We start from the raw sequence: 22721 nt of genomic DNA on the forward strand, positions 1-22721 counted from the left end.
TGTCCGCATGGGACTCGCACAGTACAATCGGTGCGACTTATGCTGCGCGGCGCGGCAGTCCTTGCCGCAAGGCGCGCGCGCCGTTCGTGCCGCCGGCCGTGCGGCAAGCCCCCAACCCTGACGTTCCGAGGCCGCCACAGGCCCCATCCCTATGTCCTGATTTCGTCGTCGCGCTTCGCCCACCGCCGACCGGTCGCGGCCCTTGCCGCTCGCCAAGCCTGACCGCCGTGGCATGGCCACCCGCGTGTCAGCCCGCATACTTCGGATTTCCCCTGGCGCCTAACTGTGTACTCCCAAACGCAAATCGATCCGGTGGTCAGCTTCCGCAACTCGCAGGGCGAGCAGGTGCGAGGTACGATCATCAACCTGCAGAGAAAGTCGCTGGTGATGGAGGTCTACAACCCGTACTCCATCGTCCAGGTCAGCGAGGTGCTGAGCGAGCTCAGCGTGCGTATCGGCACCAAGAACGCCTACCTCGGCAAGGCCGTGGTGATGAGCCTGGTCAATACCGGCCTGACCGCGGTGGTATCGCTGACGCTGATCGACGAGTGGCGCGAGCTGAGCGACCTGCCGAACGAGCCCCGCTCGGTGGGGCGCGAGGCGGAATTGTTCGTCAACGACTGGGACGCGCGCTTCAATATCCGGCGCGACTACCAGATCGTGGTCAACGAGATGCGCGCCTTCCTGTCCGAGGTGTCGCGCTGGGTCGAGCAGGTGGACCTGACCGAGAACCTGCCCAAGACCGACGGGCGCCTGCGCGAGGACGTGTTCGCCGAGCTGGCCACGCCCATCATGGTCAAGGTCAAGACCTACCTGGACCGGCTGGAGGCGGAGGCCGAGCGCGTCGACCCGGAGATCGCCCCGGTGCACCGCACCTACGCCCAGTCCGCGCTGCATCCGCTGCTGCTGCGCGCGCCGTTCGTGTATCGCACTTTCACCAAGCCGCTGGGCTATGCCGGCGACTACGAAATGGTGAACCAGATCCTGAGCGATCCGCAGCAGGGGCCCACCACCTACTTCCAGATCGTCAATACCGCCTTCCTGAAGGCGGCGGTGGCCACGGCGCACCGCAACCGCATCGATCTGCTGGTGGACTTCCTGTCGCGCCAGGCCGACGCCGCGCGCGCGGCCGGGCGCACGTACCGCGTGCTGAACGTGGGCTGCGGCCCGGCCTTCGAGATCCAGCGCTTCGTGCGCGAGTACCCCAACCCCGAACTGCTGTCGTTCCAGCTGGTGGACTTCAGCGAGGAGACGCTCGAATACACCCGCGCCTCCATCGAGCGCGCCGCCACCGGCGCCGGCCGCAAGGTGGCCGTGGAGATGCTGCACCAGTCCGTCCATGAGCTGCTCAAGCGCAAGATCTCGGCGGGCGATCCAAGCCTGCGCGAGTTCGACGCGGTCTATTGCGCGGGCCTGTTCGACTACCTGTCCGACAAGGTCTGCGCGCGCCTGCTGAGCTATTTCGCCGCCCGCACCCGTCCCCAGGGCGAGCTGCTGGTGACCAACGTCCATTCGGACAACCCCGAGAAATTCGGCATGGAGCATCTGCTGGAGTGGTACCTGATCTATCGCGACGAGGCGAGGATGGAAGCGCTGCTGCCCGAGAACTCCAGCGCGCACAAGCTCTACGTCGACGCCACCGGGGTCAACGTCTTCGCCGAAGCGACCATCGCGTGATGCCCGGATGCGGCGCCCTGGCGGCGCCCGAGCCTGGATCACTTCTGACAAAGCGCCGATGAGCACCAACCAACTTTACGCCGGGTACGAGAACGAGCTGGCGGACTTCCGTCTGGCCTTCAGCCGGGGCGGCGCCTATACGGCCATCGCGCTGGTGCTGCTGGGCATGGGGCTGGACTATGGCCAGTACCCGCAGTGGCAGGGGCCGTTCGCCGCCGCGCGCATCGTGGTGTCGCTGGCGATCGCCGGCATCGTAGTGGCGCTGTACAGCGCCGCGGGCCGGCGCCTGGTGCCGTGGCTGACGCTGACCTGGCTGCTGCTGCCGCAGATCATGATCGCGTGGATGATCCAGCAGACCGACGGCGTCGCCTCGCCGTACTACGTCGGGCTGTATCTGGCCATCTTCGCCTCCGGCATCGCGCTGCCGTTCGGGCTGTTCCAGAACCTGGTGTTCGGGCTGATTTCCTACCTGTGCTACCTGGTGGCCTGCCTGCTGCATCCGGCGGGCATCGAGCCGGTCGGCACCTTTATCCTGAACTCGCTGTTCATCCTGTTCGCGGCCGCCGCCAGCGCCGTGTACACCTTCTTCAACGAGCGCGCCCGCTTCATGCTCTTCACGCTGAAGGCGGAGGTCACGCGCAAGAATGCCGAACTCGAGGGCATCAACCGCAAGCTGATCGACATCAAGGGGCAGATGCTGCAGCAGGAAAAGATGGCCGCCATCGGCACGCTGGCGGCGGGCCTGCTGCACGAGGTCAACAACCCGGTCAATTTCTGCCTGATGGCGGTCGAGGTCGCCATGGAGGAGCCCGCGGCCAAGAAGGAGCCGGCGCTGCAGGAATGCCTGGTGGACGCCAAGGATGGCATGAAGCGGATCCAGCATATCGTCTCGGACCTGAAGACCTTCGCCTATCGCAAGCCCGGCGCGGAGGCGGAGGGTCAGCCCTTCCTGTTCGAGAAGGCGCTCGATTCGGCCACGCGGCTGACCGCGCACGAGCTGCGCGGGGTGCAGATGACCCGCGAGCTGCCGGCCGACACGCTGGTGCTCGGCGACGAGGCCGCCATCATCGGCGTGCTGATCAACCTGTTCTCCAACGCGGCGCTGGCCATGCGCAAGGCCGGCACCGCCGCGCCCGCCATCCATACCCGCGGCGAGTGGCGCGATGGCCGGCTGCATCTGACCGTGCGCGACAACGGTCCGGGCATCGCCACCGAAAACCTGGCGCGGGTGTTCGAGCCGTTCTTCACGACCCGCGACGTGGGCCAGGGCCTGGGATTGGGACTGTCGATCAGCTATGCGGTGATCGAGCGGCACGGCGGCCTGCTGTTCGCGGAAAGCGAGCTGGGCCAGTGGACGGCCTTCAGCTTCGATCTGCCACCGGCGGAATGAGGACGCGATGAGCGATGTCAGGCAATCCCGGCTAACCGTGCTCTACGTCGACGACGAGGACATGGCGTGCAAGTACTTCGCGCGTGCCGCCGGCCCGGGCTACGAGGTGCTGACCGCGGACGGCGCGGACGCCGCGATGGCGTTGCTCGCGCGCGAGGGCGCCCGGGTCGCGGTGCTGGTGACCGACTTCCGCATGCCCGGCCGCAACGGCGGCGACCTGTTGCGGCAGGTCGCGCAGGAGTATCCGCAGATCGTGCGCCTGCTGGTGACGGCCTATGCGGACAAGGACATGCTGCTGCAGACCGTCAACAGCGGCGAGGTGTTCCGCATCCTCGAGAAGCCGCTGGGCGTGCAGGCGGTGCGCGACGTGCTGGAGCTCGCCCACGAGCGCTACCGCGAGCGGCTGGCGCGGCGGGAGCGTTTGATCGCCATCGACGAGACGCTCGCCTTTCTCGCACATGAACTGAACACGCCGCTGGCTGCGATCGCCAACTTCGCGCGCGGCGTCGAGAGCCGCAGCGCCGCCGACTTGGACGCGCAGCGGCAGGCCGAGATCGGCCAGGCCGCCGCGGCGATGCAGAGCAACGCGCAATATTGCCTGGCGGTGATCTCGTCGTTCCTGCAATCGGTGCGCGGCAATGGCGGACGTCCGCTGGCGGCCGGCGACGAGCACGAGGTCACGGCCGGGCGGCTGATCGCCGCGCTGCTGGACAGCTATCCGTTCGAGGGGGCGCAGCGCGGCTGGATCGAGGTGGAAGTGCTGGGCGACTTCCCGGTGCAGACGCTGCCCAATTGCGTGTCGCTGGTGCTGTCATCGCTGATGAGCAATGCGCTGCGCGCACTGGCGGGCCAGGCCGAACCGCGGCTGCGCTTTGTCGTCGAGGCCGAGCCGGAGCCCGCGATCCGGATCGCCGACAACGGTCCCGGCATCCGCCCCGACGTGATGGAGCGCCTGCTGGTCGATCCGGTCACCACGCACGCCGCGGCCGGCGGCAATGGCCTGGGCATGATCTTCTGCAATCGGGTCATGCAGTCTTTTGGCGGTGGCATCCGTGTCGAGTCGATGGCGGGCGCCGGTACCACCGTGACGCTGGATTTTCCCAATACCAAGAGTCGAATGCATAGGAGCGATCGATGAACGATGCGACCACCAACCAGGCGTCGCCCCCGGCGATTCTGTTCGTCGATGATGAGGCCACCGCGGTCAAGTACTTCCAGCGGGCCATCGGCGCGCTGGCGCCGGTCATCACTGCCGGCTCGGTCGAGGAGGGCAAGGCGTTGCTCGACGCCCACGGCGACACGCTGTCGGTGCTGGTGTCGGACCAGCGCATGCCGGGGGAGTACGGCAACGAGCTGCTGCGCTACGCGCGCGAGCGCTATCCGCACATCGTGCGGATCCTGACCACCGCCTATTCGGAGCTGGAGCACACCGTCGAGGCGGTCAACGAAGGCCAGATCCACCGCTATATCAAGAAGCCCTGGGACATCACCGCGCTGCGCATGGAGCTGAAGCAGGCGCTGGAGATTGCCGGGCTGCGCAAGGAGCGCGACCAGCTGATCCGCGAGAAGCTGAGCGTGGTGCAGCGCCAGACGCTGGCCGGCCGCATCGGCACGCTGCAGGCGCTGTGCATCGCGCTGGTCGGCCCCGGGCGCTTCCAGCCGCTCGAGACTTATCTGTCCACCGCCGCGCTGGCCGGCGTGGACAACCCCGAGCCCGACTGGCTGCGGATGGACTATGCGGATCTGGTGGGCGCGGAGAGCCGGCGCGGCGGCGAGTTCGGCCACGCCGTGGCGACCCAGCTGGGCGCGCTGCGCCAGCGTGGCGCGGCCGGTGCCGATCCGCTCGCCGTGGTGGCGCAGGCCGCCGCCGGTCCGCTGCGTCATCAGGGCGTCGAACTGGTGGCCACGGACGGGCGTGCACTGGCCGAATTTCTCGCCGGCCCGGTAGGCGAGCCGGTGTCCGCCGCGCATGCCGCGTGGCTCGCGAGCCTGCTGTGGCTGGAAGAGAGCGGCGGCGCGCTGCACGCGGTGCGCGAGGGCGGCGCGGTGCTGCTGCGCGCCGGCCAGCGCGGCGCCGAGTTTCCGGCCGACCGGCTGGCGGTCTGGATCGAGCAGTTCTAGGAAGAGGACTTGGCCGCGCCGACGTGTCCGCGCGCGCGCGGCGGCGAAGACAGTTCCGGTTCGCCGGGGCGCGCATGGCGCGCCAGCGCGGCCATCAGGTCGTCGACGAACTGGCGCGACTGCTTCTGCAGGATCATGTCCGCCGCATACTGCTGCAGGTAGGCCAGCTCCTGCGGCCGCAGGTTCTCGTTGACCAGCAGCACCAGGTTCAGGCAGATGGCGCGCGTCGCATGGCAGAAGCGTTCGCAGTCCACGAACGGGGGATGGTGGTCCACCACCATCGTCACGGTCCCCGGCGCACTCGCCTCGACGAAGGCGCGGGCGTCGCCGAAGGCGCGGAACCTGCGGTTGGGATAGCGATCGGCGAGCAGAAACTCCAGGCTGTCCAGGAACGACACGGACGGGGAGACGATGGCAATCATGCGTTGGGACTCCTGCTCGTTCATTGGTCCGCCGCCGTTGGCTGCGCGAAGCGGCGCGGCGGCGGAAAATCGATCGCGAAGCACGTATAGCTGCCGAATTCCGAGCGGCAGGATATGGTCGCGCCCCATTGGGCCAGCACGCTGCGGCAGAAGGACAGGCCGATGCCGTTGCCCGAGCCCGGCGGGTAGGTGTAGAAGCGGTCGAAGATGCGGTCCAGCACCTCGCGCTGGATGCCCTCCGCGGTATCGGTGAACTCCAGCGTGCCGCGTCCGCGCTCGCCCGGCGCCACCGCGATGGTGATCACGCCGCGGCCGGCCCGCGCGATCGCGCGCAGCGCGTTCTTGAGCAGATTGTTCAGCACCATCCGGAACATCTGCTCGTTGCCGTTGACGATCACCCCGGGCGCCAGCGACAGACGGATCTGCTCGCGCTCGTCCTCGTGATAGAACGGATAGTCGTTGACGGCGCGCCGCACGGCCTCCGCGAGATCGAAGTTGCTGCGCGGGATCGATACCTGGTCGCGCGAATTGGCCAGCAGCAGGTCGATGCTGCCGTGCACGTTGCGCACCTCGATGCGCATGCGGCGCAAGGCCTCGTAGAGCCGTTCTGCCCGCGCCGCCGCGGTGTCCGGCGATTCCAGCAGGCCGGGCAGATGGCGCTCGAAGCCCACCAGGGTGCTCTCGATACTGGCCAGCGGCGTGCGCAGTTCGTGCGCCACCGATGCCAGCGCGGCCGCCATGCCGCGCTGCTTGGCTTCGAGCAGCACCCGGCGGTCCAGCTTGATGACCAGGATCACGATCACGAAGAACGCCAGGATCGGCAACTGCTCGCCCAGATGGGTCTGGCCCTCCAGCGTGAGCGGGGCATGGCTGATGCTGTAGAACAGCCCCGCCAGCGCGCCGCCCACCAGCAGCGAGCAGGTCGCGAACACCACGCCGAAGTGGTAGACGATGATGACCGAGCCGAGCAGCGATTCCGACCACACCAGATTGGCCCCGTTCATCAGGTACATGTACGAGAACAGGAACGGCAGCCCGATCGTGATGGCCACGAACGAATAGGGCAGCAGCCACGGCTTGCCCTTGAGCCGCATGCTGAATACCAGCGGCAGGAACAGGGCGGTGCACAGCGCGCGCAGCGGCAGGCTTTCATAGGGCTGCGGAAACACGTGCGCCCAGATGAAGTAATACAGCGGATGCCCCACGACGCCGAGCAGGCCGACGTACTGCAGCTTCGTCAGTCGGGCCAGCGACTCGTCATCGAAACTCGATGGCCTGGCCTCGTTGATATGCGTCGCAATCCTGGACAACAAATCCATTGGTTCGGTCTTTCGCTGGTGCCGCGTGATGCCGCTGCCAAAGCGGCGGTGCCCTGTCTCGCGCCGGCCGTGCCGGTCCTGTGCTGCCGCCGCCAGCATCCCGGCGCCCGGCTACGCGCCGGCCAGTTCCTGGGCGCTGCGCCGGCGCTGGCGCCCGCGCCGGGTCGACGACCAGTTGTCCAGGTCGACCTCGTCGCGCATGTCCGCGCATACGTGCAGCAGCCGCTCCAGATCCTGCTCGGTATGGCCGGCGTTGAGCGTCAGGCGGACCAGGGAGCGGTTCTTGGCCGTGGCAGGTGCACAGAATACCGCGCCGAACACCCCGCGTCGCTGCAAAGCGTTGCGAAGGCGCAGCGTCTGCGGTTCCGAGCCCGCTTCCAGCGCGATGATCTGCTCGGTGCCGTCCGACACGTTGTAGCCGAGCCGGGTCAGCCCCTCGCGCAGCGTGCCGGCCATCCGGTGCAGGCGGGCACGCCGGTCGTGGGCCGCCGAAATGAACGTCAGCGCGGCATCGAACCAGGCGATCTCGTGCGACAGCAGGCCCGAGCTGAAGATCGCCGGGCGCGACTCGCAGGTGAAATAGCCCTTGAACTCGCTGGAACAGGTCACGAAGCCCGCCCGGCCGGCGAAGGCCTTGGCCAGCGACGCGGTGCGGAAATGGACGCGGTCGGCCAGACCCAGCGCGCACACCAGGCCGGCGCCGTTGGGGCCATGGGTGCCGAGCGAGTGCGATTCGTCGACGACCAGGATCGAGCCGCTTTCCTCGGCCACGCGCGTGAGCGCCGTCAGCGGCGCGACGCTGCCCGTGGTGCTGTAGACCGAATCGACCACGATCACGCCCGGGCCGTGCTTGGCGATCTGCGACTGGGCGTGGTCCACGTTGTTGTGGATGAACGGGATCGCCCGCGCGCCGGCCGCGAGCGCTCCTTCCCACAACGAGGCGTGGGCCGACATGTCGAGGTAGACGGGCACATCCGGCCCGGCCAGTGTCTGCACCAGTCCCACGTTGGCCGCCCAGCCCGAATGGCATACCACGCCGTCCTCGGCGGACATGAAATGGGCGAGGCGGCGCTCGAAGGCCTGCTGCGCCGATTCCCCATACATGAAGACCGAGGACATCAGCAGCTCATGGCTGCCTTCGTCCAGCGCCTGCGCCTGCCGGCGGCGCAATCCCGGCACGGACAGCAGATCCAGATAGTCGTTGCTGGACATATGCAGCGCATCGGGCTGCGGCGTCAGGCCGTGCAGCAGATGGTCGCCGCCCCAGACGTTCTGCATGCGGTCCACGTAGTGGGCCTGCATCCGGCGGGTGACAAAGTCGGGGAGATGGCGCTCGGCGCGCGCAAGGGGATTGCCGTGGACGAGTCTGGCCAAATCCGTCATATCGAACTCCTGTAGTCAGTTGGATCGGAAACTGCGTGGATGACGCCTCGTGAGCGCCATCGGAATGCGGGAAGACGACCGGAACCGACCGCGGAGACAGCGAGTGCAGATCGGACGGCCGTGCAGCGAATAACGCGATGCATGCCGCGTCTGAGCACAATGAGTGACGCGGATTACGCCAAGAATATTAAGTCAGTGCCGAAATTCGGGCGCAACTCTACAAGTCTGTATTTCGCCACTTCCTCCGCCTTCCGTGTTCCCGAACGAACCGACGCCGCGCTCAGCCCGCGGCGGGCTGGGCCGTCACCCGCCCGGCATGCTCTTCCTCCGTCACTTCGCCTGGCTTGAGATTGCCCAGCGGCGACAACAGCGCCGGATCGAACGGCCGCGGCTGCAGCGCGGCGGCAAGCCGCCCAGGAAAGTCGGGATTGGCCAGCGCCCCCCTGCCCAGGGCCACCAGGTCCGCCCCTTGCCGCAGCACTTCCAGCGCGCGCGCCGTATCGTGCAGGCCGCCGTTGGCCACGATCGGCAGGCCGGGCGCCGCGCGCCGCGCGTGCTCGACCAGGCTCGAGGGATCGCCCGGAAAGGCCGGGCGCCACGCCTCGAATTCCGTGACGTGCAGGTAGTCGACACCCGCCCCGGCCAGCGCGCCGAACACGGTCGCTGCGCCTTGCGCGGCTTCCGGCCACTTGTGATGGAAGTCGTTGACCTTGCCCTGCGAGATCCGTATCCCGAGCGGAAAGCCAGCGCCCACCGCCGCGCGCACCGCGTGCGCCGTCTCGACGGCGAGGCGGACGCGGTCCTGGATGTCGCCGCCCCAGCGATCGGTGCGTTGATTGGTGTGCCCGGTCAGGAACTGGTCCAGCAGATAGCCGTTGGCGCCGTGGATCTCCACCGCGTCGAACCCGGCCACCTCGCGGGCCAGCGTCGCGGCGCGCGCGAATCCGGCGACGGCATCGCCGATCTCCGCCTCCGTCATCGCGCGCGGCATCCGGTAGGGGCCTGTGCCGGCGTACACCCGCATCTGTTCGCCGACCGGCCGGACCGCGGACGGTCCGACCGTGTCGCCGCGGAAGCGGTTCGCCTGGGACAGCGCGCCGGCGTGCATCAACTGCGCGACGATGCGTCCGCCGCCTGCGTGCACCGCGCGCACCACGTCGCGCCAGGCCAGGGCCTGCGCCATGTCGGTCAGGCCGGGCTGGTTCGCATAGCCTTGCGCGTAGGCGCAGTCGGTATAGATGCCCTCGGTGATGACGAGACCGAAGCCGCCGCGTGCAAAGCGCGCGTAGTAGCGCGCCATGGCGGCGGTGGGTACGCCATCGTCGGTGGCGCTGATGCGGGTCATCGGCGCCACCGCGAGGCGGTTGGGCAACGTCAGCGGCCCCAGCCGGAACGGCGCCAGCAGGCCAGGCAGGTCGGGCAGTGCGGGCCGTGTCATGTCCGGTCCTCCGCGGCCAGCGCGATCGCCTCGATCTCGATCATCGCCTCCGGCGAGTACAGCGCGGAAACTTCGACGATGGTGTCGGCCGGATACGGCGTGGAAAACCACTTGCGGCGCAACGCGACGATCTTCGGGAAATGCGCCATCGAGGTCAGGAAGATGGTCACCTTGGCGATGCGGTCCAGCCCCGAGCCGGCCGCTTCCAGTGCGCGCCGCAGGTTGCGGAAGGCCTGGTCGGCCTGGCGGTCGAAATCGTCGGGCGCGACGATGGTGCCGTCATCGCCCACTCCCGCCTGGCCGGACACGAAGATGAAGCCGCCCGCGCGGATAGCTTGGGACAGCAGGTAGGGGGCGTAAGGGTCGGGTTGCGTATGGACTTGTTCGAGAGGCATGGCTTGCTCCGGCTGATGGTTGAGTTACGATCACCCACCGGGCGGTGCCGCAGCGGGTATGGCAAGTATCGTCACCGCTGTTTGGCCCGACAAACGTTGATATTTCAGGGAACAGATGAGTACACCTTATCCATGGGGGCGGCCGTGAGACGGCTTCCGGCGCTCGGGGCGCTGCGCGTGTTCGAGGCGGCCGCACGGCGCCAGAGCTTCAAGCTGGCCGCGGAGGAACTGCATGTCACGCCGACGGCGGTCAGCCACCAGGTGCGGCTGCTGGAGGAATACCTGGACACCCGGCTGTTCGAACGCCAGACCCGGCGGGTGCGGCTGACCGCCGCCGGGCACGCGCTGTTTCCGGCCGTGCGGGACGGGCTGGACGGGTTCGAGCGCGCCCTCGAAACGGTGCGCCGCGCCCGCGCACCGAAGGTCGCGACGTTGTCGTCCACCGTCGCTTTCACCGCCCGGCGGCTCGCGCCCCGCGCGGGCTCGTTCCGTGCCGAGCATCCCGACTGGACGCTGCGGCTGGACGCCACCAACGCCCCCGTCGATCTGGACGCCGATGCCGACGCCGCGGTCCGCTACGGCGACGGGCACTACCCGGGCCTGCTGGTGGAGCCGCTGTTCGTCGATCGCTTCGCCCCCGTCTGCAGTCCCCGCCTGGGCCTGCGCGACGAAGCGGATTTGCGCGGCGCCACGCTGGTGCACTTCGACTGGGGACCGGCGGCCCGTGGCGACGAGCGCGCGCCGGTCTGGCGCGACTGGCTTGCCCGGGCTGGCGTGGGCGGCGTCGACGCCGACGCGGGGCTGTCCTTCACCGACGAGATCCATGCCGTGCAGGCGACGCTGGCGGGGCAGGGCGTCGGCTTGCTGAGCCTGACGCTGGTGGCCGACGAGCTGGCCGCCGGCGTGCTGGTGCAGCCGTTCGCGCTGTCGCTGCCCAGCTATCGCTACGACCTCGTGTACAGCGCCCGGGCCGCGGAGCGGCCGGCCACCGTGCTGCTGCGCCAGTGGGTCGGCGCGGCGTTCGGCGAAGGCCGCGGCTGAACCGCGCGGGCGAAAAAAAAGCGCCCGCGGGCGCTTTTTCGAGGGGACGGGAGGCGGTCAGGCCTGCGCGCCGTAGTTGGGGTCGTCGCGATCGATGTCGGTCGCCTTCTTCTCGCCCTTGACCAGGTCCTCGCGCTTGACGCCCAGCCACATGGCCAGCGCCGCGGCGACGAACACCGACGAGTAGATGCCGAACAGGATGCCCACGGTCAGCGCCAGCGCGAAGTAGTGCAGGGTGGGGCCGCCGAAGAAGAACATCGACAGCACCATCATCTGGGTCGAGCCGTGCGTGATGATGGTCCGCGAGATCGTGCTGGTGATGGCGTTGTCGATCACCTCGTGGGTCGTCATCTTCCGGTACTTGCGGAAGTTCTCGCGGATCCGGTCGAAGATCACCACCGACTCGTTGACCGAGTAGCCCAGTACCGCAAGCACCGCCGCCAGCACCGACAGCGAGAACTCCCACTGGAAGTAGGCGAAGAAGCCCAGGATGATCACGATGTCGTGCAGGTTGGCGATGATGCCGGCGACCGCGAACTTCCATTCGAAGCGGAACGACAGGTAGACCACGATGCCGACGATCACGCACAGCAACGCCAGCAGGCCGTCCGTGGCGAGTTCCTTGCCCACCTGCGGGCCGACGAACTCCACCCGTTGCAGCTTGACGTCCGGCGTGGCCGCCTGCAGCGCTGTCAGCACCTGCTCGCTTTGCTGGGCCGAGGTCACGGTCTTGCCGTCCGGGCCTTTCTGCAGCGGCAGGCGGATCATCACGTCGCGCGAGGTGCCGAAGTTCTGCACCTGCACATCGGTATAGCCGAGCTTGCCGACCTGGCCGCGGATCTTTTCCAGGTCGGCGGGCTGCTGGTAGCTGACCTCCATCACCGTGCCACCGGTGAATTCGATCGACAGGTGCAGGCCCTTCTGCCAGAGGAAGAACACGGCGGCGGCAAAGGTCAGGAAGGAGATCACGTTGAAGATCAACGCGTGCTTCATGAACGGAATGTCGCGCCGGATGCGGAAAAATTCCATGGTGAATCCTGTTTGTGCTGCTATTGAGTCGCTGTTGCGTGGACGGTGGCCGGGGCGGCGGGGGACATCCGATGCCGCCCGCGCGCCGCGCGCTTACTTGGCCACGCTGCCCTTGCTGTCGGTATCCGGCTTCCAGATCTGGCCGATCGCCACGCTCTGCAGCTTCTTCTTGCGGCCGTACCAGAGGTTGACGAGGCCGCGGTTGAAGAACACCGCCGAGAACATCGAGGTCAGGATGCCCAGGCAGTGCACGACCGCGAAGCCGCGCACCGGGCCCGAACCGAAGGCGAGCAGGGCCAGGCCGGCGATCAGCGTGGTGACGTTCGAATCGAGGATGGTCGCCCAGGCGCGATCGAAGCCGACGGCGATCGCCATCTGCGGCGACGCGCCGGCGCGCAGTTCCTCGCGGATACGCTCGTTGATCAGCACGTTGGCGTCGATGGCCATGCCCAGCACCAGCGCGATGGCCGCAATGCCCGGCAGCGTCAGCGTGGCCTGCAGCATCGACAGCACCGCGATCAGCAACAGCAGGTTGACGCCCAGCGCGACGACCGAGAACACGCCGAACAGCATGTAGTACAGCACCATGAAGATGGCGATGGCCGCGAAGCCGTAGGCCACCGAATCGAAGCCCTTCTCGATGTTGTCGGCACCGAGCGACGGACCGATGGTGCGTTCCTCGATGATCTCCATCGGCGCGGCCAGCGAGCCGGCGCGCAGCAGCAGCGCCAGGTCGTTGGCGGCTTCGGTGGAATAGGAGCCGGTGATCTGGAAGCTCGAGCCGAGTTCGGACTGGATCGTCGCCACGGTCAGCACTTCGCCCTTGCCCTTCTCGAACAGCACCAGGCCCATCGGCTTGCCGATGTTCTCGCGCGAGACGTCGCGCAGCACGCGGCCGCCCTGGCCGTCGAGCTTGATATTGACCGATGGGCGCTGGTTCTGGTCGAAGCCGGCCGAGGCGCTCTCGATACGGTCGCCCGTGAAGATCACCTGCTTCTTCAGCACCACCGGGGCGCCGTTGCCGTGCAGGAACAGCTCGCTGCCGAACGGGATCGGATCGCCCTGGCGCGGGTTGCGCGGCGCGTCCGGGTCGGCCAGCCGCGCTTCCAGCGTGGCGGTACGGCCGATGATGTCCTTGGCCTTGGCGGTGTCCTGCACGCCGGGCAGTTGCACCACGATGCGGTCGGCACCTTGCTGCTGGATCACCGGTTCGGCCACGCCCAGTTCGTTTACGCGGTTGTGCAGCGTGGTGATGTTCTGCTTGACCGCCGCGTCCTGCACCGCGCGGCGCGCGGCCTCGGTGAAGACGCCCACGATGTTGTTGCCCTCGGCGCTGAACGCCAGGTCGCGCAGATTGTCGGCCAGCAGGCCGCGGGCCTTGTCGGCCTCGTCGGGGTTGTTGAAGCGCACCGTCAGGCGGTTGCCGTCGCGGTCGATGCCGCCGTGGCGGATGTTCTTGTCACGCAGCAGGGTGCGGGCATCGCCGGCCAGGCTGTCCAGCTTCTTGTCGACCGCGCCCTTCATGTCGACCTGCAGCAGGAAGTGCACGCCGCCGCGCAGGTCCAGGCCCAGGTACATCGGCAGCGCGTGGATGGCGCTGAGCCATTTGGGCGAGCCCGACAGCAGGTTCAGGGCGACCACATAGGCCGGATCGTTGGGATCGGGGTTGAGCGCGCGCGACAGCGCGTCCTTGGCCTTGAGCTGCTCGTCGGTGGTGCGGAACCGCGCCTTGACCGAGCCCGAGGCGCCGGACAGGTCGAAGAACACGCCGTCCGGCTGCAGGTTGTTCTGCGCCAGCACCTGTTCCACCTGCTGCTGCATCGCCAGGTCCACCTTGACGGTGGCCTTGCCCGACGACACCTGCACGGCCGGCGCTTCGCCAAAGAAGTTCGGGATGGTATAGAGGACGCCGATGACAAGAGCCACCAGAATCACGAGGTATTTCCAAAGCGGATAGCGGTTCATCGTTGGCCAGTCGTTCTACGGTCGGCGGGGCGGACGGCGGGCGTCGGCACAGGCGACCCGTTGGCAAACAGCCGCCTGACGTTGCCGGTCGGGCCGGGCAGTATCAGGCGGCTGCTGGGGCACGCGCTTGAGCGGCGTGCCGGAAAGGCTTGCCGGCGCCCGCCGGGAAGGGGTGGGCGCCGGGAGCGGGATCAGAGCGACTTCAGCGAGCCCTTGGGGAGCACCGTGGTGACGGCGTTCTTTTGCACGGTGATTTCGGTGCCTTCGGCGATCTCGAGGGTCACGTATTGCTCGTTGACCTTCGTGACACGGCCCAGGATGCCGCCGGCGGTGACCACTTCGTCATTCTTGGCCAGTGCTTCGAGCATGGCCTTGGCTTCTTTCTGCCGCTTCATCTGCGGGCGGATCATGATGAACCACAGCACCGCGAACATCAGGATGATGGGCAGGAAACTCATCAGGCCGCCTGCCGCGCCGCCGGTGGCGCCAGCGGTCTGGGCGAATGCGTTCGAAATCAGCACGTTGCTTCTCCGTCACTAAGTGTATTCAAGGAATCGGGCATTCTACCACCCGCATAGGCCCCGATTTGCGTGTCTGCGGCGCATTACGGGTTTGTAATGCTCGCGTTGTCAAGGGGGCGGGCATCGCGAGCGGACGGGCGCGCCACGCAGTCCGCGCGGCGCGCCCCGGCTACTGCGTGCCCCGGGCGCGGTCCGCGGCGAACTGCCGCCGGAATGCCTCGAAGCGGTGCTGCTCGATCGCCTCGCGGACCTCGCGCATCAGTTGCAGATAGTAGTGCAGGTTATGGATGGTATTGAGCCGCGCGCCGAGGATTTCGCCCACGCGGTGCAGGTGGTGCAGATACGCGCGCGTGAAGTTGCGGCAGGTGTAGCAGCCGCAGCTTTCGTCGAGCGGGCGCGGGTCGTTGCGGTGCGCGGCGTTCTTGATCTTGACGTCGCCAAAGCGCGTGAACAGCCAGCCGTTGCGGGCGTTGCGGGTCGGCATCACGCAGTCGAACATGTCCACCCCGGCGGCGACACCGGCCACCAGGTCTTCCGGCGTGCCCACGCCCATCAGGTAGTGCGGCTTGTTGGCGGGCAGCCGCGGACCCACGTGCTCCAGCACGCGCATCATGTCTTCCTTGGGCTCGCCCACCGACAGCCCGCCGATGGCCAGGCCATGGAAGTCCTGCTCCAGCAGGCCCGCCAGCGATTCGTCGCGCAGGTCCTCGAACATGCCGCCCTGGACGATGCCGAACAACGCGTTGGGATTCGCCAGGCGCGCGAACTCGTCGCGCGAGCGCTTGGCCCAGCGCAGGCTCATGCGCATCGACTTCGCGGCCTCGTCATGGGTGGCCGGGCGCCCGTCGATCTCGTAGGGCGTGCATTCGTCGAACTGCATCACGATGTCCGAGTTCAGCGTGCGCTGCACCTGCATCGAGATCTCCGGCGACAGGAACAGCTTGTCGCCATTGACCGGCGAGGCGAAGGTCACGCCGTCCTCGGTGATCTTGCGCAGGTCGCCCAGCGAGAACACCTGGAAGCCGCCCGAGTCGGTCAGGATGGGCTTGTCCCAGCCCATGAAGCGGTGCAGGCCGCCGTGCGTCTCCACCACTTCGAGCCCCGGCCGCAGCCACAGATGGAAGGTGTTGCCGAGGATGATCTGGGAGCCGATCTCGTTGAGCTCCAGGGGCGACATGGCCTTGACCGAGCCATAGGTGCCGACCGGCATGAAGATCGGCGTTTCGACCACGCCGTGGTTCAGGGTGACGCGGCCGCGGCGGGCGTTGCCGTCGGTGGTGATCAGTTCGAAATTGAGCATGGGAACGGGGTAACGGGGTTCGGTGCGTGCAAGGCGGCGGGGCAGCGGGGCGCGTCAGTCCTGCGGCTGGCGGGTCAGCAGCATCGCGTCGCCATAGCTGAAGAAGCGATAGCGCTGGGCGACGGCATGCCGGTAGGCGGCGCGGATGGGCTCGATGCCGGCCAGCGCCGACACCAGCATCAGCAGGGTCGACTTGGGCAGATGGAAGTTGGTGATCAGCGCGTCGACCAGCCGGAAGCGGTAGCCGGGGGTGATAAAGATATCGGTGTCGCCGCTGCCGGCCGCCAGCGTGCCGTCGGCCGCCGCGGCGGATTCCAGCGCGCGCAGCGACGTCGTGCCGACCGCGATCACGCGTCCCCCGGCGGCGCGCGTTTCCCGCACGGCCTGGGCCAGTTCGTCGGAGATCGCGTACCACTCCGAATGCATCTTGTGCTCGGCCACGTTTTCCGTGCGCACCGGCTGGAACGTGCCCGCGCCCACGTGCAGCGTCAGGAACGCGCGGCGCACGCCCATGCCGTCCAGGCGCGCGAACAGCGCGTCGTCGAAATGCAGGCCCGCGGTGGGCGCGGCGACCGCGCCCGGGTTGCGCGCGTAGACGGTCTGGTAGCGCGACTCGTCGTAGGCGTCCGGATCGTGCTCGATATAGGGCGGCAGCGGCAGGCGGCCGAACCGCTCGATCAGGTCCAGCGCCGGTTCGGGAAAGCGCAGCGTGAAGAACTGGTCCACGCGCGGCCCGACCACCACGTCGAAGGCTTCGGCCAGCCGCAGCGTGCTGCCCTCGGGCGGCGTCTTGGAGGCGCGCACCTGCGCGAGCACGGTGCGTTCGTCCTGCACGCGCTCCACCAGCACCTCGATCTTGCCGCCGCTCGCCTTGTGGCCGAAGAAGCGCGCCTTGATCACCCGGGTGTCGTTGAAGACCAGCAGGTCGCCGGGGCGCAGATAGTCGACGATATCGGTGAAGGCGCGGTCGATCAGGCGGGCCGCGCCGTCACTGTCATCGCGCTGGACTACCAGCAGGCGGCTCGCGCTGCGGTCGGGCAGGGCGGTCTGGGCGATCAGTTCGGGCGGCAGGGGAAAGTCGAAATCGGACAGCGTCAGCATGATGGCAAGGCGGGGGCCGGTGCCTGGCGTCCCTCGGGGCCCACCGGATGGCGGCTGGCGTGCGGGACACATGGGTACAATCGGCGAATCCGATATTGTAAGGCTTGGCAGCAAACCGCCGCCTCGCCCACAATGGCGCCCCGTACGCGGCCTCTCGTGCCGCCTCGCGCCATCTTCTTTGCGCAGCCTTGCGCCGATCGCCGCCTCGATGCCAGGAACCGTTTCCGACAGCAGTCCCGCCCTCGTCCACGCCGAACCGGCCGCACCGGCCGGCGCCTCCGCGGGCGCCACGTCCGCCAAGGCGGCGGGCAAGGACAAGGCGGGCAAGACGGCCAAGGCGGCGGGCAAGCCGGCCGGCAAGGCCACCACGGCCGCGGCGCGGCTGGCCAAGATGGGACTGCGGCGCGATGTCGACCTGGTCCTGCACCTGCCGCTGCGCTACGAGGACGAAACCAGCCTGCTCACCATCGCCGAGGCCATCTCGCGGGCGGGCTTGGGACTGTCGGCCCAGGTCGAGGGCGAGGTCATCGCCAACGAGGTGGCCTTCCGCCCGCGCCGCCAGCTGGTGGTAAGAATTGCCGACGGCACGGGGGAACTGACGCTGCGCTTCCTGAACTTCTACGGCAGCCAGACCAAGCAGATGGCCGAGGGCGTGCGCCTGCGCGTGCGCGGCGAGGTGCGCGGCGGCTTCTTCGGCGCCGAGATGGTCCATCCCACCGTGCGCCCGGTGATGCCGGACGAACCACTGCCCGATCGCCTGACGCCGGTCTATCCCGCCACGGCGGGCATCTCGCAGGCCTATTTGCGCAAGGCCATCGCCGGCGCGCTGTCGCGCACGCCGCTGCCGGAAACGCTGCCGCGCGCGGTGCTCGAAGGCCCGGCCGCGGCGTTGAAGCTGCATCCGCTGGGCGATTGCCTGCGGCTGTTGCACACGCCTCCTCAGCAGATCGACGAGGCGGCGCTGGCCGAGCGTTCGCATCCCGCCTGGCAGCGCGTCAAGTTCGACGAACTGCTGGCACAGCAGCTGTCGCTCAAGCGCGCGCAGGCCGCGCGCCGCGACAAGAACGCACCGCCGATGCCGCGCCGCGCGGGCGGCCTCCTGGAGCGCTTCCGCGCCGCGCTGCCCTTCGCGCTGACCGGCGCGCAGCGCCGCGTGGTCGAGGAAATCGCTGCCGACATGGCCGCGCCGCATCCGATGCATCGCCTGCTGCAGGGCGACGTGGGCAGCGGCAAGACCATCGTCGCGGCGCTGGCGGCCTGCCAGGCCATCGACGCGGGCTTCCAGGCGGCGCTGATGGCGCCCACCGAAATCCTCGCCGAGCAGCACTACCGCAAGCTCTCGGCATGGCTGGAGCCGCTGGGCGTGCCGGTGGTGTGGCTGGCCGGCAGCCTCAAGGCGCGCGAGAAGCGCGAAGCGGTGGCCAAGGTGGAGTCGGGCGAGGCGCAGCTGGCCATCGGCACCCATGCGCTGATCCAGGACACCGTGCGCTTCGCCCGGCTCGGCCTGTCGGTGGTGGACGAGCAGCACCGCTTCGGCGTGGCCCAGCGGCTCGCGCTGCGCGGCAAGGCCGAGGGATCGGGCGAGGGCGCCGGGCGCGAGCCGGCGGCCCCGGGTGCCGACACGGTGCCCCATCAGCTGATGATGTCCGCCACGCCCATCCCGCGCACGCTGGCGATGACGTACTACGCCGACCTGGACGTGTCCGTCATCGACGAACTGCCGCCGGGCCGCAGCCCCGTCGTCACGCGGCTGGTCAACGATGCGCGCCGCGACGAGGTGATCGCGCGCGTGCACCACGCGGCCGAACAGGGCCGGCAGGTCTACTGGGTTTGTCCGCTGATCGAGGAAAGCGAGGCCCTGCAGCTGCAGACCGCCATGGAGACCTACGAGACGCTGGTCGCGGCGCTGCCGGATCTGCGTGTGGGACTCGTGCACGGGCGGCTGCCGCCGGCGGAAAAGGCCGCGGTGATGGAGGCTTTCACCGCGAACCGGCTGCATGTGCTGGTGGCCACTACGGTGATCGAGGTCGGCGTGGACGTGCCCAACGCCTCGCTGATGGTGATCGAGCACGCCGAGCGCTTCGGCCTGGCGCAACTGCACCAGTTGCGCGGACGCGTGGGGCGGGGCAGCGCCGAGTCGGTGTGCCTGCTGATGTACCAGGCGCCGCTGTCGCCCACCGCCAAGGAGCGGCTGGCGACGATGCGAGAGACGACCGACGGCTTCGAGATCGCCCGGCGCGACCTGCAGATCCGCGGGCCGGGCGAGTTCCTGGGCGCACGCCAGTCGGGCGAGGCCATGCTGCGCTTTGCCGATCTGGAGACCGACGCCTGGCTGGTGGACCATGCGCAGCAGGCGGCCGAACTGATGCTGGCGCGGTTTCCCGAGGCGGTGGAGGCGCACCTGTCGCGCTGGCTTGGCGGACGCGAGCATTTTCTCAAGGCGTGAACGCCACTTCCTGCCGCTGCGGAGTGCCGCGCACTACCCATTTGGCGGGAACCGGGACAGATCGCGGAATCGAAGCTAAAATCTATCGCCGGAACGAAAGCGATAAGTCCGGACCACCGCGTACCCTCGCACCCTTAAGCCCCATCTGCTCATGACGCTCACCGAACTCAAGTACATCGTCGCCGTTGCCCGCGAGCGCCATTTCGGCCGTGCCGCCGAAGCCTGCTTCGTGTCGCAGCCGACGCTGTCGGTGGCGATCAAGAAGCTGGAAGACGAGCTGAACGTGCAGATCTTCGAGCGCGGCACGTCGGAAGTCTCGGTGACAGCCGTGGGCGAGCAGATCGTCGCACAGGCCCAGCGCGTGCTGGAGCAGACCATGGCGATCCGCGAGATCGCCAAGCAGGGCAAGGATCCGCTCGCGGGCCCGCTGCGCGTCGGCGTGATTTACACCATCGGGCCGTATCTGCTGCCGTCGCTGGTCAAGGAAATGATCCAGTCGGTCCCGCAGATGCCGCTGATGCTGCAGGAGAACTACACCGCCAAGCTGATCGAGCTGCTCAAGCAGGGCGAGATCGACTGCGCCATCATGGCCGAGCCGTTTCCCGACTCGGGGCTGACCGTGCGGCCGCTGTACGACGAACCGTTCGTGGTCGCGGTGCCGCGCGGACACCAGCTCGAGGCCGCCGCCAACGTCTCGCCGGACGAACTGAAGCTGCAGACCATGCTGCTGCTCGGCAGCGGCCACTGCTTCCGCGATCATGTGATCGGCGTCTGCCCGGAGCTCTCGCGCTTTTCGCAGGCGGCCGACGGCATCCAGAAGACGTTCGAGGGCTCGTCGCTGGAGACGATCCGCCATATGGTCGCCAGCGGCGTGGGCGTGACCGTGCTGCCCCGCACCTCGGTGCCGGACATGCATCCGAAGAACGATCTTCTGGCCTATGTGCCCTTCGCCGAGCCGGTGCCCGACCGGCGCGTGGTACTGGCCTGGCGCAAGAGCTTTACGCGCCTGCCGGCCATGGACGCGCTGTGCCGCGCCATCGCGGCGTGCGATCTGCCCGGCGTGCGGCGGCTCGATTCGGCGCTGGCCGAAGCGGCCTGAATCCGGCCTGCGGGCTGGCGTCCGCCCAATCCCACCGTGGCCGGCTATTGCCGGCCATTGTTTTGGCCTATTTCATAGTTAGAAATAATCAAGTTCACGGATCGATAGTCGTTAATTAGACTTCCTACATCGACGCGGTGTGCGTCAGTCGCCCCAAGGAGTCAGGCATGAACGGCCATCTTTCCCTCCCCTCGCTGAGCAGCCATCTGCGCGACCTCGGGCGGAATCTGGCCGACTGCCTCGCCTGCTACGCCAACGTCCACTGACGCACCGCACCGCTTCGCCCGGACAACCACAAAAGAGAGGTCACGATGAGCAGCAACGACAGCAAGGACATCCTCACCACCGCCGCCGGCGCCCCGGTCGCCGACAACCAGAATTCGCTGACCGCCGGCCCGCGCGGACCCATGCTGCTGCAGGACGTGTGGTTCCTCGAAAAGCTCGCCCACTTCGACCGCGAGGTCATCCCCGAGCGGCGCGTGCATGCCAAGGGCTCGGGCGCCTTCGGCACCTTCACGGTGACCGACGACATCACCCGCTACACCAAGGCCTCGATCTTCGCCCAGGTCGGCAAGCAGACCCCGCTGTTCCTGCGCTTCTCCACCGTCGCCGGCGAGCGCGGCGCGGCCGACGCCGAACGCGACGTGCGCGGCTTCTCGGTCAAGTTCTACACCGACGAGGGCAACTGGGACGTGGTGGGCAACAACACCCCGGTGTTCTTCGTGCGCGACCCGCTCAAGTTCCCCGACTTCATCCACACCCAGAAGCGCAACCCGCGCACCAACCTGCGCGACCCCATCGCCGTGTGGGACTTCTGGTCGCGCCATCCCGAATCGCTGCACCAGGTCACCATCCTGATGAGCGACCGGGGCGTGCCGCAGAACTACCGCCAGATGCACGGCTTCGGCTCGCACACCTACTCGTTCATCAACGAGGCGGGCGAGCGCTTCTGGGTCAAGTTCCACTTCAAGTCGATGCAGGGCATCGCCAACTGGACCAACGAGGAAGCGGCCGCGGTGGTGGCCAGCGACCGCGAGAGCGCGCAGCGCGACCTGTACGAGAACATCGAGCGCGGCAATTTCCCGCGCTGGAAGCTGCGCGTGCAGATCATGCCCGAGGCCGACGCGGCCACCTACCGCATCAACCCGTTCGACCTGACCAAGGTCTGGCCGCACAAGGACTACCCGCTGATCGATGTGGGCGTGCTGGAGCTGAACCGCAATCCGGACAACTACTTCGCCGAGGTCGAGCAGGCCGCGCTGAACCCGTCCAACGTGGTGCCGGGCATCGGCTTCTCGCCGGACCGGATGCTGCAGGGGCGCCTGTTCTCGTACGGCGACGCGCAGCGCTACCGGCTGGGGGTGAACCACCACCAGATTCCGGTCAACGCGCCCAAGTGCCCGTTCCACAACAGTTTCCACCGCGACGGCGCGATGCGGGTCGACGGCAACCAGGGCAGCAAGCTGAACTACGTGCCCAACCGGCTGGGCGCCTATGGCGCCAGCGCGCGGGCGAGCGAGCCGCCGCTGGCCGTCGGCGACCAGGCCGACCGCTTCGACCATCGCGAGGACGGGGACTACTACAGCCAGCCCGGCGCGCTGTTCCGCCTGTTCGACGAAGGCCAGCGCGAGCGTCTGTTCGGCAATATCGCCGCGGCGATGCAGGGCGTGCCGATGGAGATCGTCAGCGTGCAACTCGAGCACTTCCGCAAGGCGGATCCGGCCTATGGCGAAGGGGTTGAGCGAGCGCTTAAACTGAAGTAATCAGCCGGCCGCCGGCCATCCGTGCTACAAGGTGGTCGGGCGGCCGGCAAGCGGCAACCGTCATCGGGAGACCATCATGACCATGCTCCAATTGTTTGTCAGCGAGTGGAAACAGCTGCGGCGCGACGCACGCGAGAAGCGTCCCGCCAGCGAGGCCACGCGCCTGAGGCACAAGCTGTGGCGCAAGGAGGTCGGTCTCGCGGTGGTGGCGCTGGGCGCGATCGCCATGTTTGTGCACGCGGCGCGCGGTTTGTCGGGGCTCGTGGGGTGATGCCATAATGTGAGCGCTATGCCGCACCGCGCCCGGCCCG

Annotated in this window: 19 protein-coding genes; 9 read left to right on the forward strand and 10 right to left on the reverse strand. The window is 68.1% G+C overall.

From position 1 onward, the window contains the following. Positions 1-285 precede the first annotated feature (285 nt). Genes LDO27_RS15800 through LDO27_RS15815 form a run of 4 tightly spaced genes read left to right on the forward strand, consistent with a single transcriptional unit; the run spans position 286 to position 5188 of the window. On the forward strand, positions 286-1677 hold the full coding sequence (locus LDO27_RS15800; protein WP_222208396.1) for a class I SAM-dependent methyltransferase: 1392 nt from the start codon (positions 286-288) through the stop codon (positions 1675-1677). Positions 1678-1735: 58 nt separating this feature from the next. After that, positions 1736-3067: a sensor histidine kinase gene (locus LDO27_RS15805; RefSeq protein ID WP_222208394.1), complete on the forward strand. Its 1332-nt coding sequence runs from the start codon at positions 1736-1738 to the stop codon at positions 3065-3067. Between the two features lie 7 nt (positions 3068-3074). Then, a complete protein-coding gene (locus tag LDO27_RS15810) occupies positions 3075-4205 on the forward strand; it encodes a hybrid sensor histidine kinase/response regulator (protein WP_224042683.1) in 1131 nt (376 codons plus the stop codon). Continuing rightward, positions 4202-5188: a response regulator gene (locus LDO27_RS15815; protein ID WP_224042684.1), complete on the forward strand. Its 987-nt coding sequence runs from the start codon at positions 4202-4204 to the stop codon at positions 5186-5188. Before LDO27_RS15810 ends, LDO27_RS15815 begins: the two co-directional genes overlap by 4 nt. Here the strand turns inward: LDO27_RS15815 and LDO27_RS15820 are convergent. From LDO27_RS15820 to LDO27_RS15840, 5 genes are all read right to left on the reverse strand, one after another. Then, positions 5185-5610, reverse strand: a complete 426-nt coding sequence (locus tag LDO27_RS15820) for a hypothetical protein (protein WP_224042686.1) — start codon at positions 5608-5610, stop codon at positions 5185-5187. The genes LDO27_RS15815 and LDO27_RS15820 overlap by 4 nt on opposite strands. 20 nt (positions 5611-5630) lie before the next feature. Next, entirely contained in the window at positions 5631-6929 is a 1299-nt protein-coding gene (locus tag LDO27_RS15825; protein WP_224042688.1) for a sensor histidine kinase, read from the reverse strand. 111 nt (positions 6930-7040) lie between these two features. Beyond that, on the reverse strand, positions 7041-8312 hold the full coding sequence (gene cqsA, locus LDO27_RS15830; protein ID WP_224042690.1) for an alpha-hydroxyketone-type quorum-sensing autoinducer synthase: 1272 nt from the start codon (positions 8310-8312) through the stop codon (positions 7041-7043). 280 nt (positions 8313-8592) lie between these two features. Beyond that, the gene (locus tag LDO27_RS15835; protein ID WP_224042691.1) at positions 8593-9750 is read right to left on the reverse strand and encodes an oxidoreductase; all 1158 of its coding nucleotides are present in this window, start codon (positions 9748-9750) and stop codon (positions 8593-8595) included. Beyond that, positions 9747-10145, reverse strand: coding sequence for a RidA family protein (locus LDO27_RS15840; RefSeq protein WP_224042693.1), 399 nt, complete (start codon positions 10143-10145; stop codon positions 9747-9749). The genes LDO27_RS15835 and LDO27_RS15840 overlap by 4 nt, the downstream gene beginning before the upstream one ends. Positions 10146-10289: 144 nt before the next feature. Here LDO27_RS15840 and LDO27_RS15845 point away from each other — a divergent pair, with 144 nt between their 5' ends. Further along, the gene (locus LDO27_RS15845) at positions 10290-11186 is read left to right on the forward strand and encodes a LysR substrate-binding domain-containing protein (RefSeq protein WP_224042695.1); all 897 of its coding nucleotides are present in this window, start codon (positions 10290-10292) and stop codon (positions 11184-11186) included. A gap of 57 nt (positions 11187-11243) precedes the next feature. On the opposite strand, the gene secF is transcribed toward LDO27_RS15845, so the two are convergent. The 5 genes from secF to queA all read right to left on the reverse strand — a co-directional run bounded on the left by secF (position 11244) and on the right by queA (position 17102). After that, complete coding sequence (secF, locus tag LDO27_RS15850; RefSeq protein ID WP_222208376.1) at positions 11244-12215, reverse strand: protein translocase subunit SecF; 972 nt, start codon at positions 12213-12215, stop codon at positions 11244-11246. 93 nt (positions 12216-12308) lie between these two features. Further along, positions 12309-14180 (reverse strand): protein translocase subunit SecD, encoded by a 1872-nt coding sequence (gene secD, locus LDO27_RS15855; RefSeq protein ID WP_224042697.1) that lies wholly within the window; start codon positions 14178-14180, stop codon positions 12309-12311. A 191-nt stretch (positions 14181-14371) separates the two neighbouring features. Further along, the gene (yajC, locus tag LDO27_RS15860; protein WP_222208371.1) at positions 14372-14701 is read right to left on the reverse strand and encodes a preprotein translocase subunit YajC; all 330 of its coding nucleotides are present in this window, start codon (positions 14699-14701) and stop codon (positions 14372-14374) included. Positions 14702-14870: 169 nt separating this feature from the next. Then, positions 14871-16001 (reverse strand): tRNA guanosine(34) transglycosylase Tgt, encoded by a 1131-nt coding sequence (gene tgt / locus LDO27_RS15865; protein ID WP_224042699.1) that lies wholly within the window; start codon positions 15999-16001, stop codon positions 14871-14873. A 54-nt stretch (positions 16002-16055) separates the two neighbouring features. Then, positions 16056-17102 carry a tRNA preQ1(34) S-adenosylmethionine ribosyltransferase-isomerase QueA gene (gene queA, locus LDO27_RS15870; RefSeq protein WP_224042700.1) on the reverse strand — a complete coding sequence of 349 codons (1047 nt, stop codon included), beginning with the start codon at positions 17100-17102 and terminating at the stop codon, positions 16056-16058. A gap of 208 nt (positions 17103-17310) precedes the next feature. On the opposite strand from queA, the gene recG reads away from it, so the two are divergent. From recG to LDO27_RS15890, 4 genes are all read left to right on the forward strand, one after another. Further along, complete coding sequence (recG, locus tag LDO27_RS15875) at positions 17311-19548, forward strand: ATP-dependent DNA helicase RecG (protein WP_224042702.1); 2238 nt, start codon at positions 17311-17313, stop codon at positions 19546-19548. A gap of 151 nt (positions 19549-19699) precedes the next feature. Continuing rightward, positions 19700-20647 (forward strand): LysR substrate-binding domain-containing protein, encoded by a 948-nt coding sequence (locus tag LDO27_RS15880; protein WP_222208365.1) that lies wholly within the window; start codon positions 19700-19702, stop codon positions 20645-20647. Positions 20648-20958: 311 nt separating this feature from the next. Next, positions 20959-22410 (forward strand): catalase, encoded by a 1452-nt coding sequence (locus tag LDO27_RS15885; RefSeq protein WP_224042703.1) that lies wholly within the window; start codon positions 20959-20961, stop codon positions 22408-22410. Positions 22411-22486: 76 nt separating this feature from the next. Further along, the gene (locus LDO27_RS15890) at positions 22487-22681 is read left to right on the forward strand and encodes a hypothetical protein (RefSeq protein ID WP_222208325.1); all 195 of its coding nucleotides are present in this window, start codon (positions 22487-22489) and stop codon (positions 22679-22681) included. Positions 22682-22721: the final 40 nt, after the last annotated feature.

The sequence above is a fragment of the Cupriavidus respiraculi genome, from assembly GCF_914271545.1.
Taxonomy (GTDB): domain Bacteria; phylum Pseudomonadota; class Gammaproteobacteria; order Burkholderiales; family Burkholderiaceae; genus Cupriavidus; species Cupriavidus respiraculi.

Bases quoted from the DNA above. Each gene is read 5' to 3' on its own strand.
- LDO27_RS15805 (WP_222208394.1), top strand. From the start codon at position 1,736: ATGAGCACCAACCAACTTTACGCCGGGTACGAGAACGAGCTGGCGGAC.
- LDO27_RS15810 (WP_224042683.1), top strand. From the start codon at position 3,075: ATGAGCGATGTCAGGCAATCCCGGCTAACCGTGCTCTACGTCGACGAC.
- LDO27_RS15815 (WP_224042684.1), top strand. From the start codon at position 4,202: ATGAACGATGCGACCACCAACCAGGCGTCGCCCCCGGCGATTCTGTTC.
- LDO27_RS15820 (WP_224042686.1), bottom strand. From the start codon at position 5,610: ATGATTGCCATCGTCTCCCCGTCCGTGTCGTTCCTGGACAGCCTGGAG.
- LDO27_RS15825 (WP_224042688.1), bottom strand. From the start codon at position 6,929: ATGGATTTGTTGTCCAGGATTGCGACGCATATCAACGAGGCCAGGCCA.
- cqsA (WP_224042690.1), bottom strand. From the start codon at position 8,312: ATGACGGATTTGGCCAGACTCGTCCACGGCAATCCCCTTGCGCGCGCC.
- LDO27_RS15835 (WP_224042691.1), bottom strand. From the start codon at position 9,750: ATGACACGGCCCGCACTGCCCGACCTGCCTGGCCTGCTGGCGCCGTTC.
- LDO27_RS15840 (WP_224042693.1), bottom strand. From the start codon at position 10,145: ATGCCTCTCGAACAAGTCCATACGCAACCCGACCCTTACGCCCCCTAC.
- secF (WP_222208376.1), bottom strand. From the start codon at position 12,215: ATGGAATTTTTCCGCATCCGGCGCGACATTCCGTTCATGAAGCACGCG.
- secD (WP_224042697.1), bottom strand. From the start codon at position 14,180: ATGAACCGCTATCCGCTTTGGAAATACCTCGTGATTCTGGTGGCTCTT.
- tgt (WP_224042699.1), bottom strand. From the start codon at position 16,001: ATGCTCAATTTCGAACTGATCACCACCGACGGCAACGCCCGCCGCGGC.
- queA (WP_224042700.1), bottom strand. From the start codon at position 17,102: ATGCTGACGCTGTCCGATTTCGACTTTCCCCTGCCGCCCGAACTGATC.
- recG (WP_224042702.1), top strand. From the start codon at position 17,311: ATGCCAGGAACCGTTTCCGACAGCAGTCCCGCCCTCGTCCACGCCGAA.
- LDO27_RS15880 (WP_222208365.1), top strand. From the start codon at position 19,700: ATGACGCTCACCGAACTCAAGTACATCGTCGCCGTTGCCCGCGAGCGC.
- LDO27_RS15885 (WP_224042703.1), top strand. From the start codon at position 20,959: ATGAGCAGCAACGACAGCAAGGACATCCTCACCACCGCCGCCGGCGCC.
- LDO27_RS15890 (WP_222208325.1), top strand. From the start codon at position 22,487: ATGACCATGCTCCAATTGTTTGTCAGCGAGTGGAAACAGCTGCGGCGC.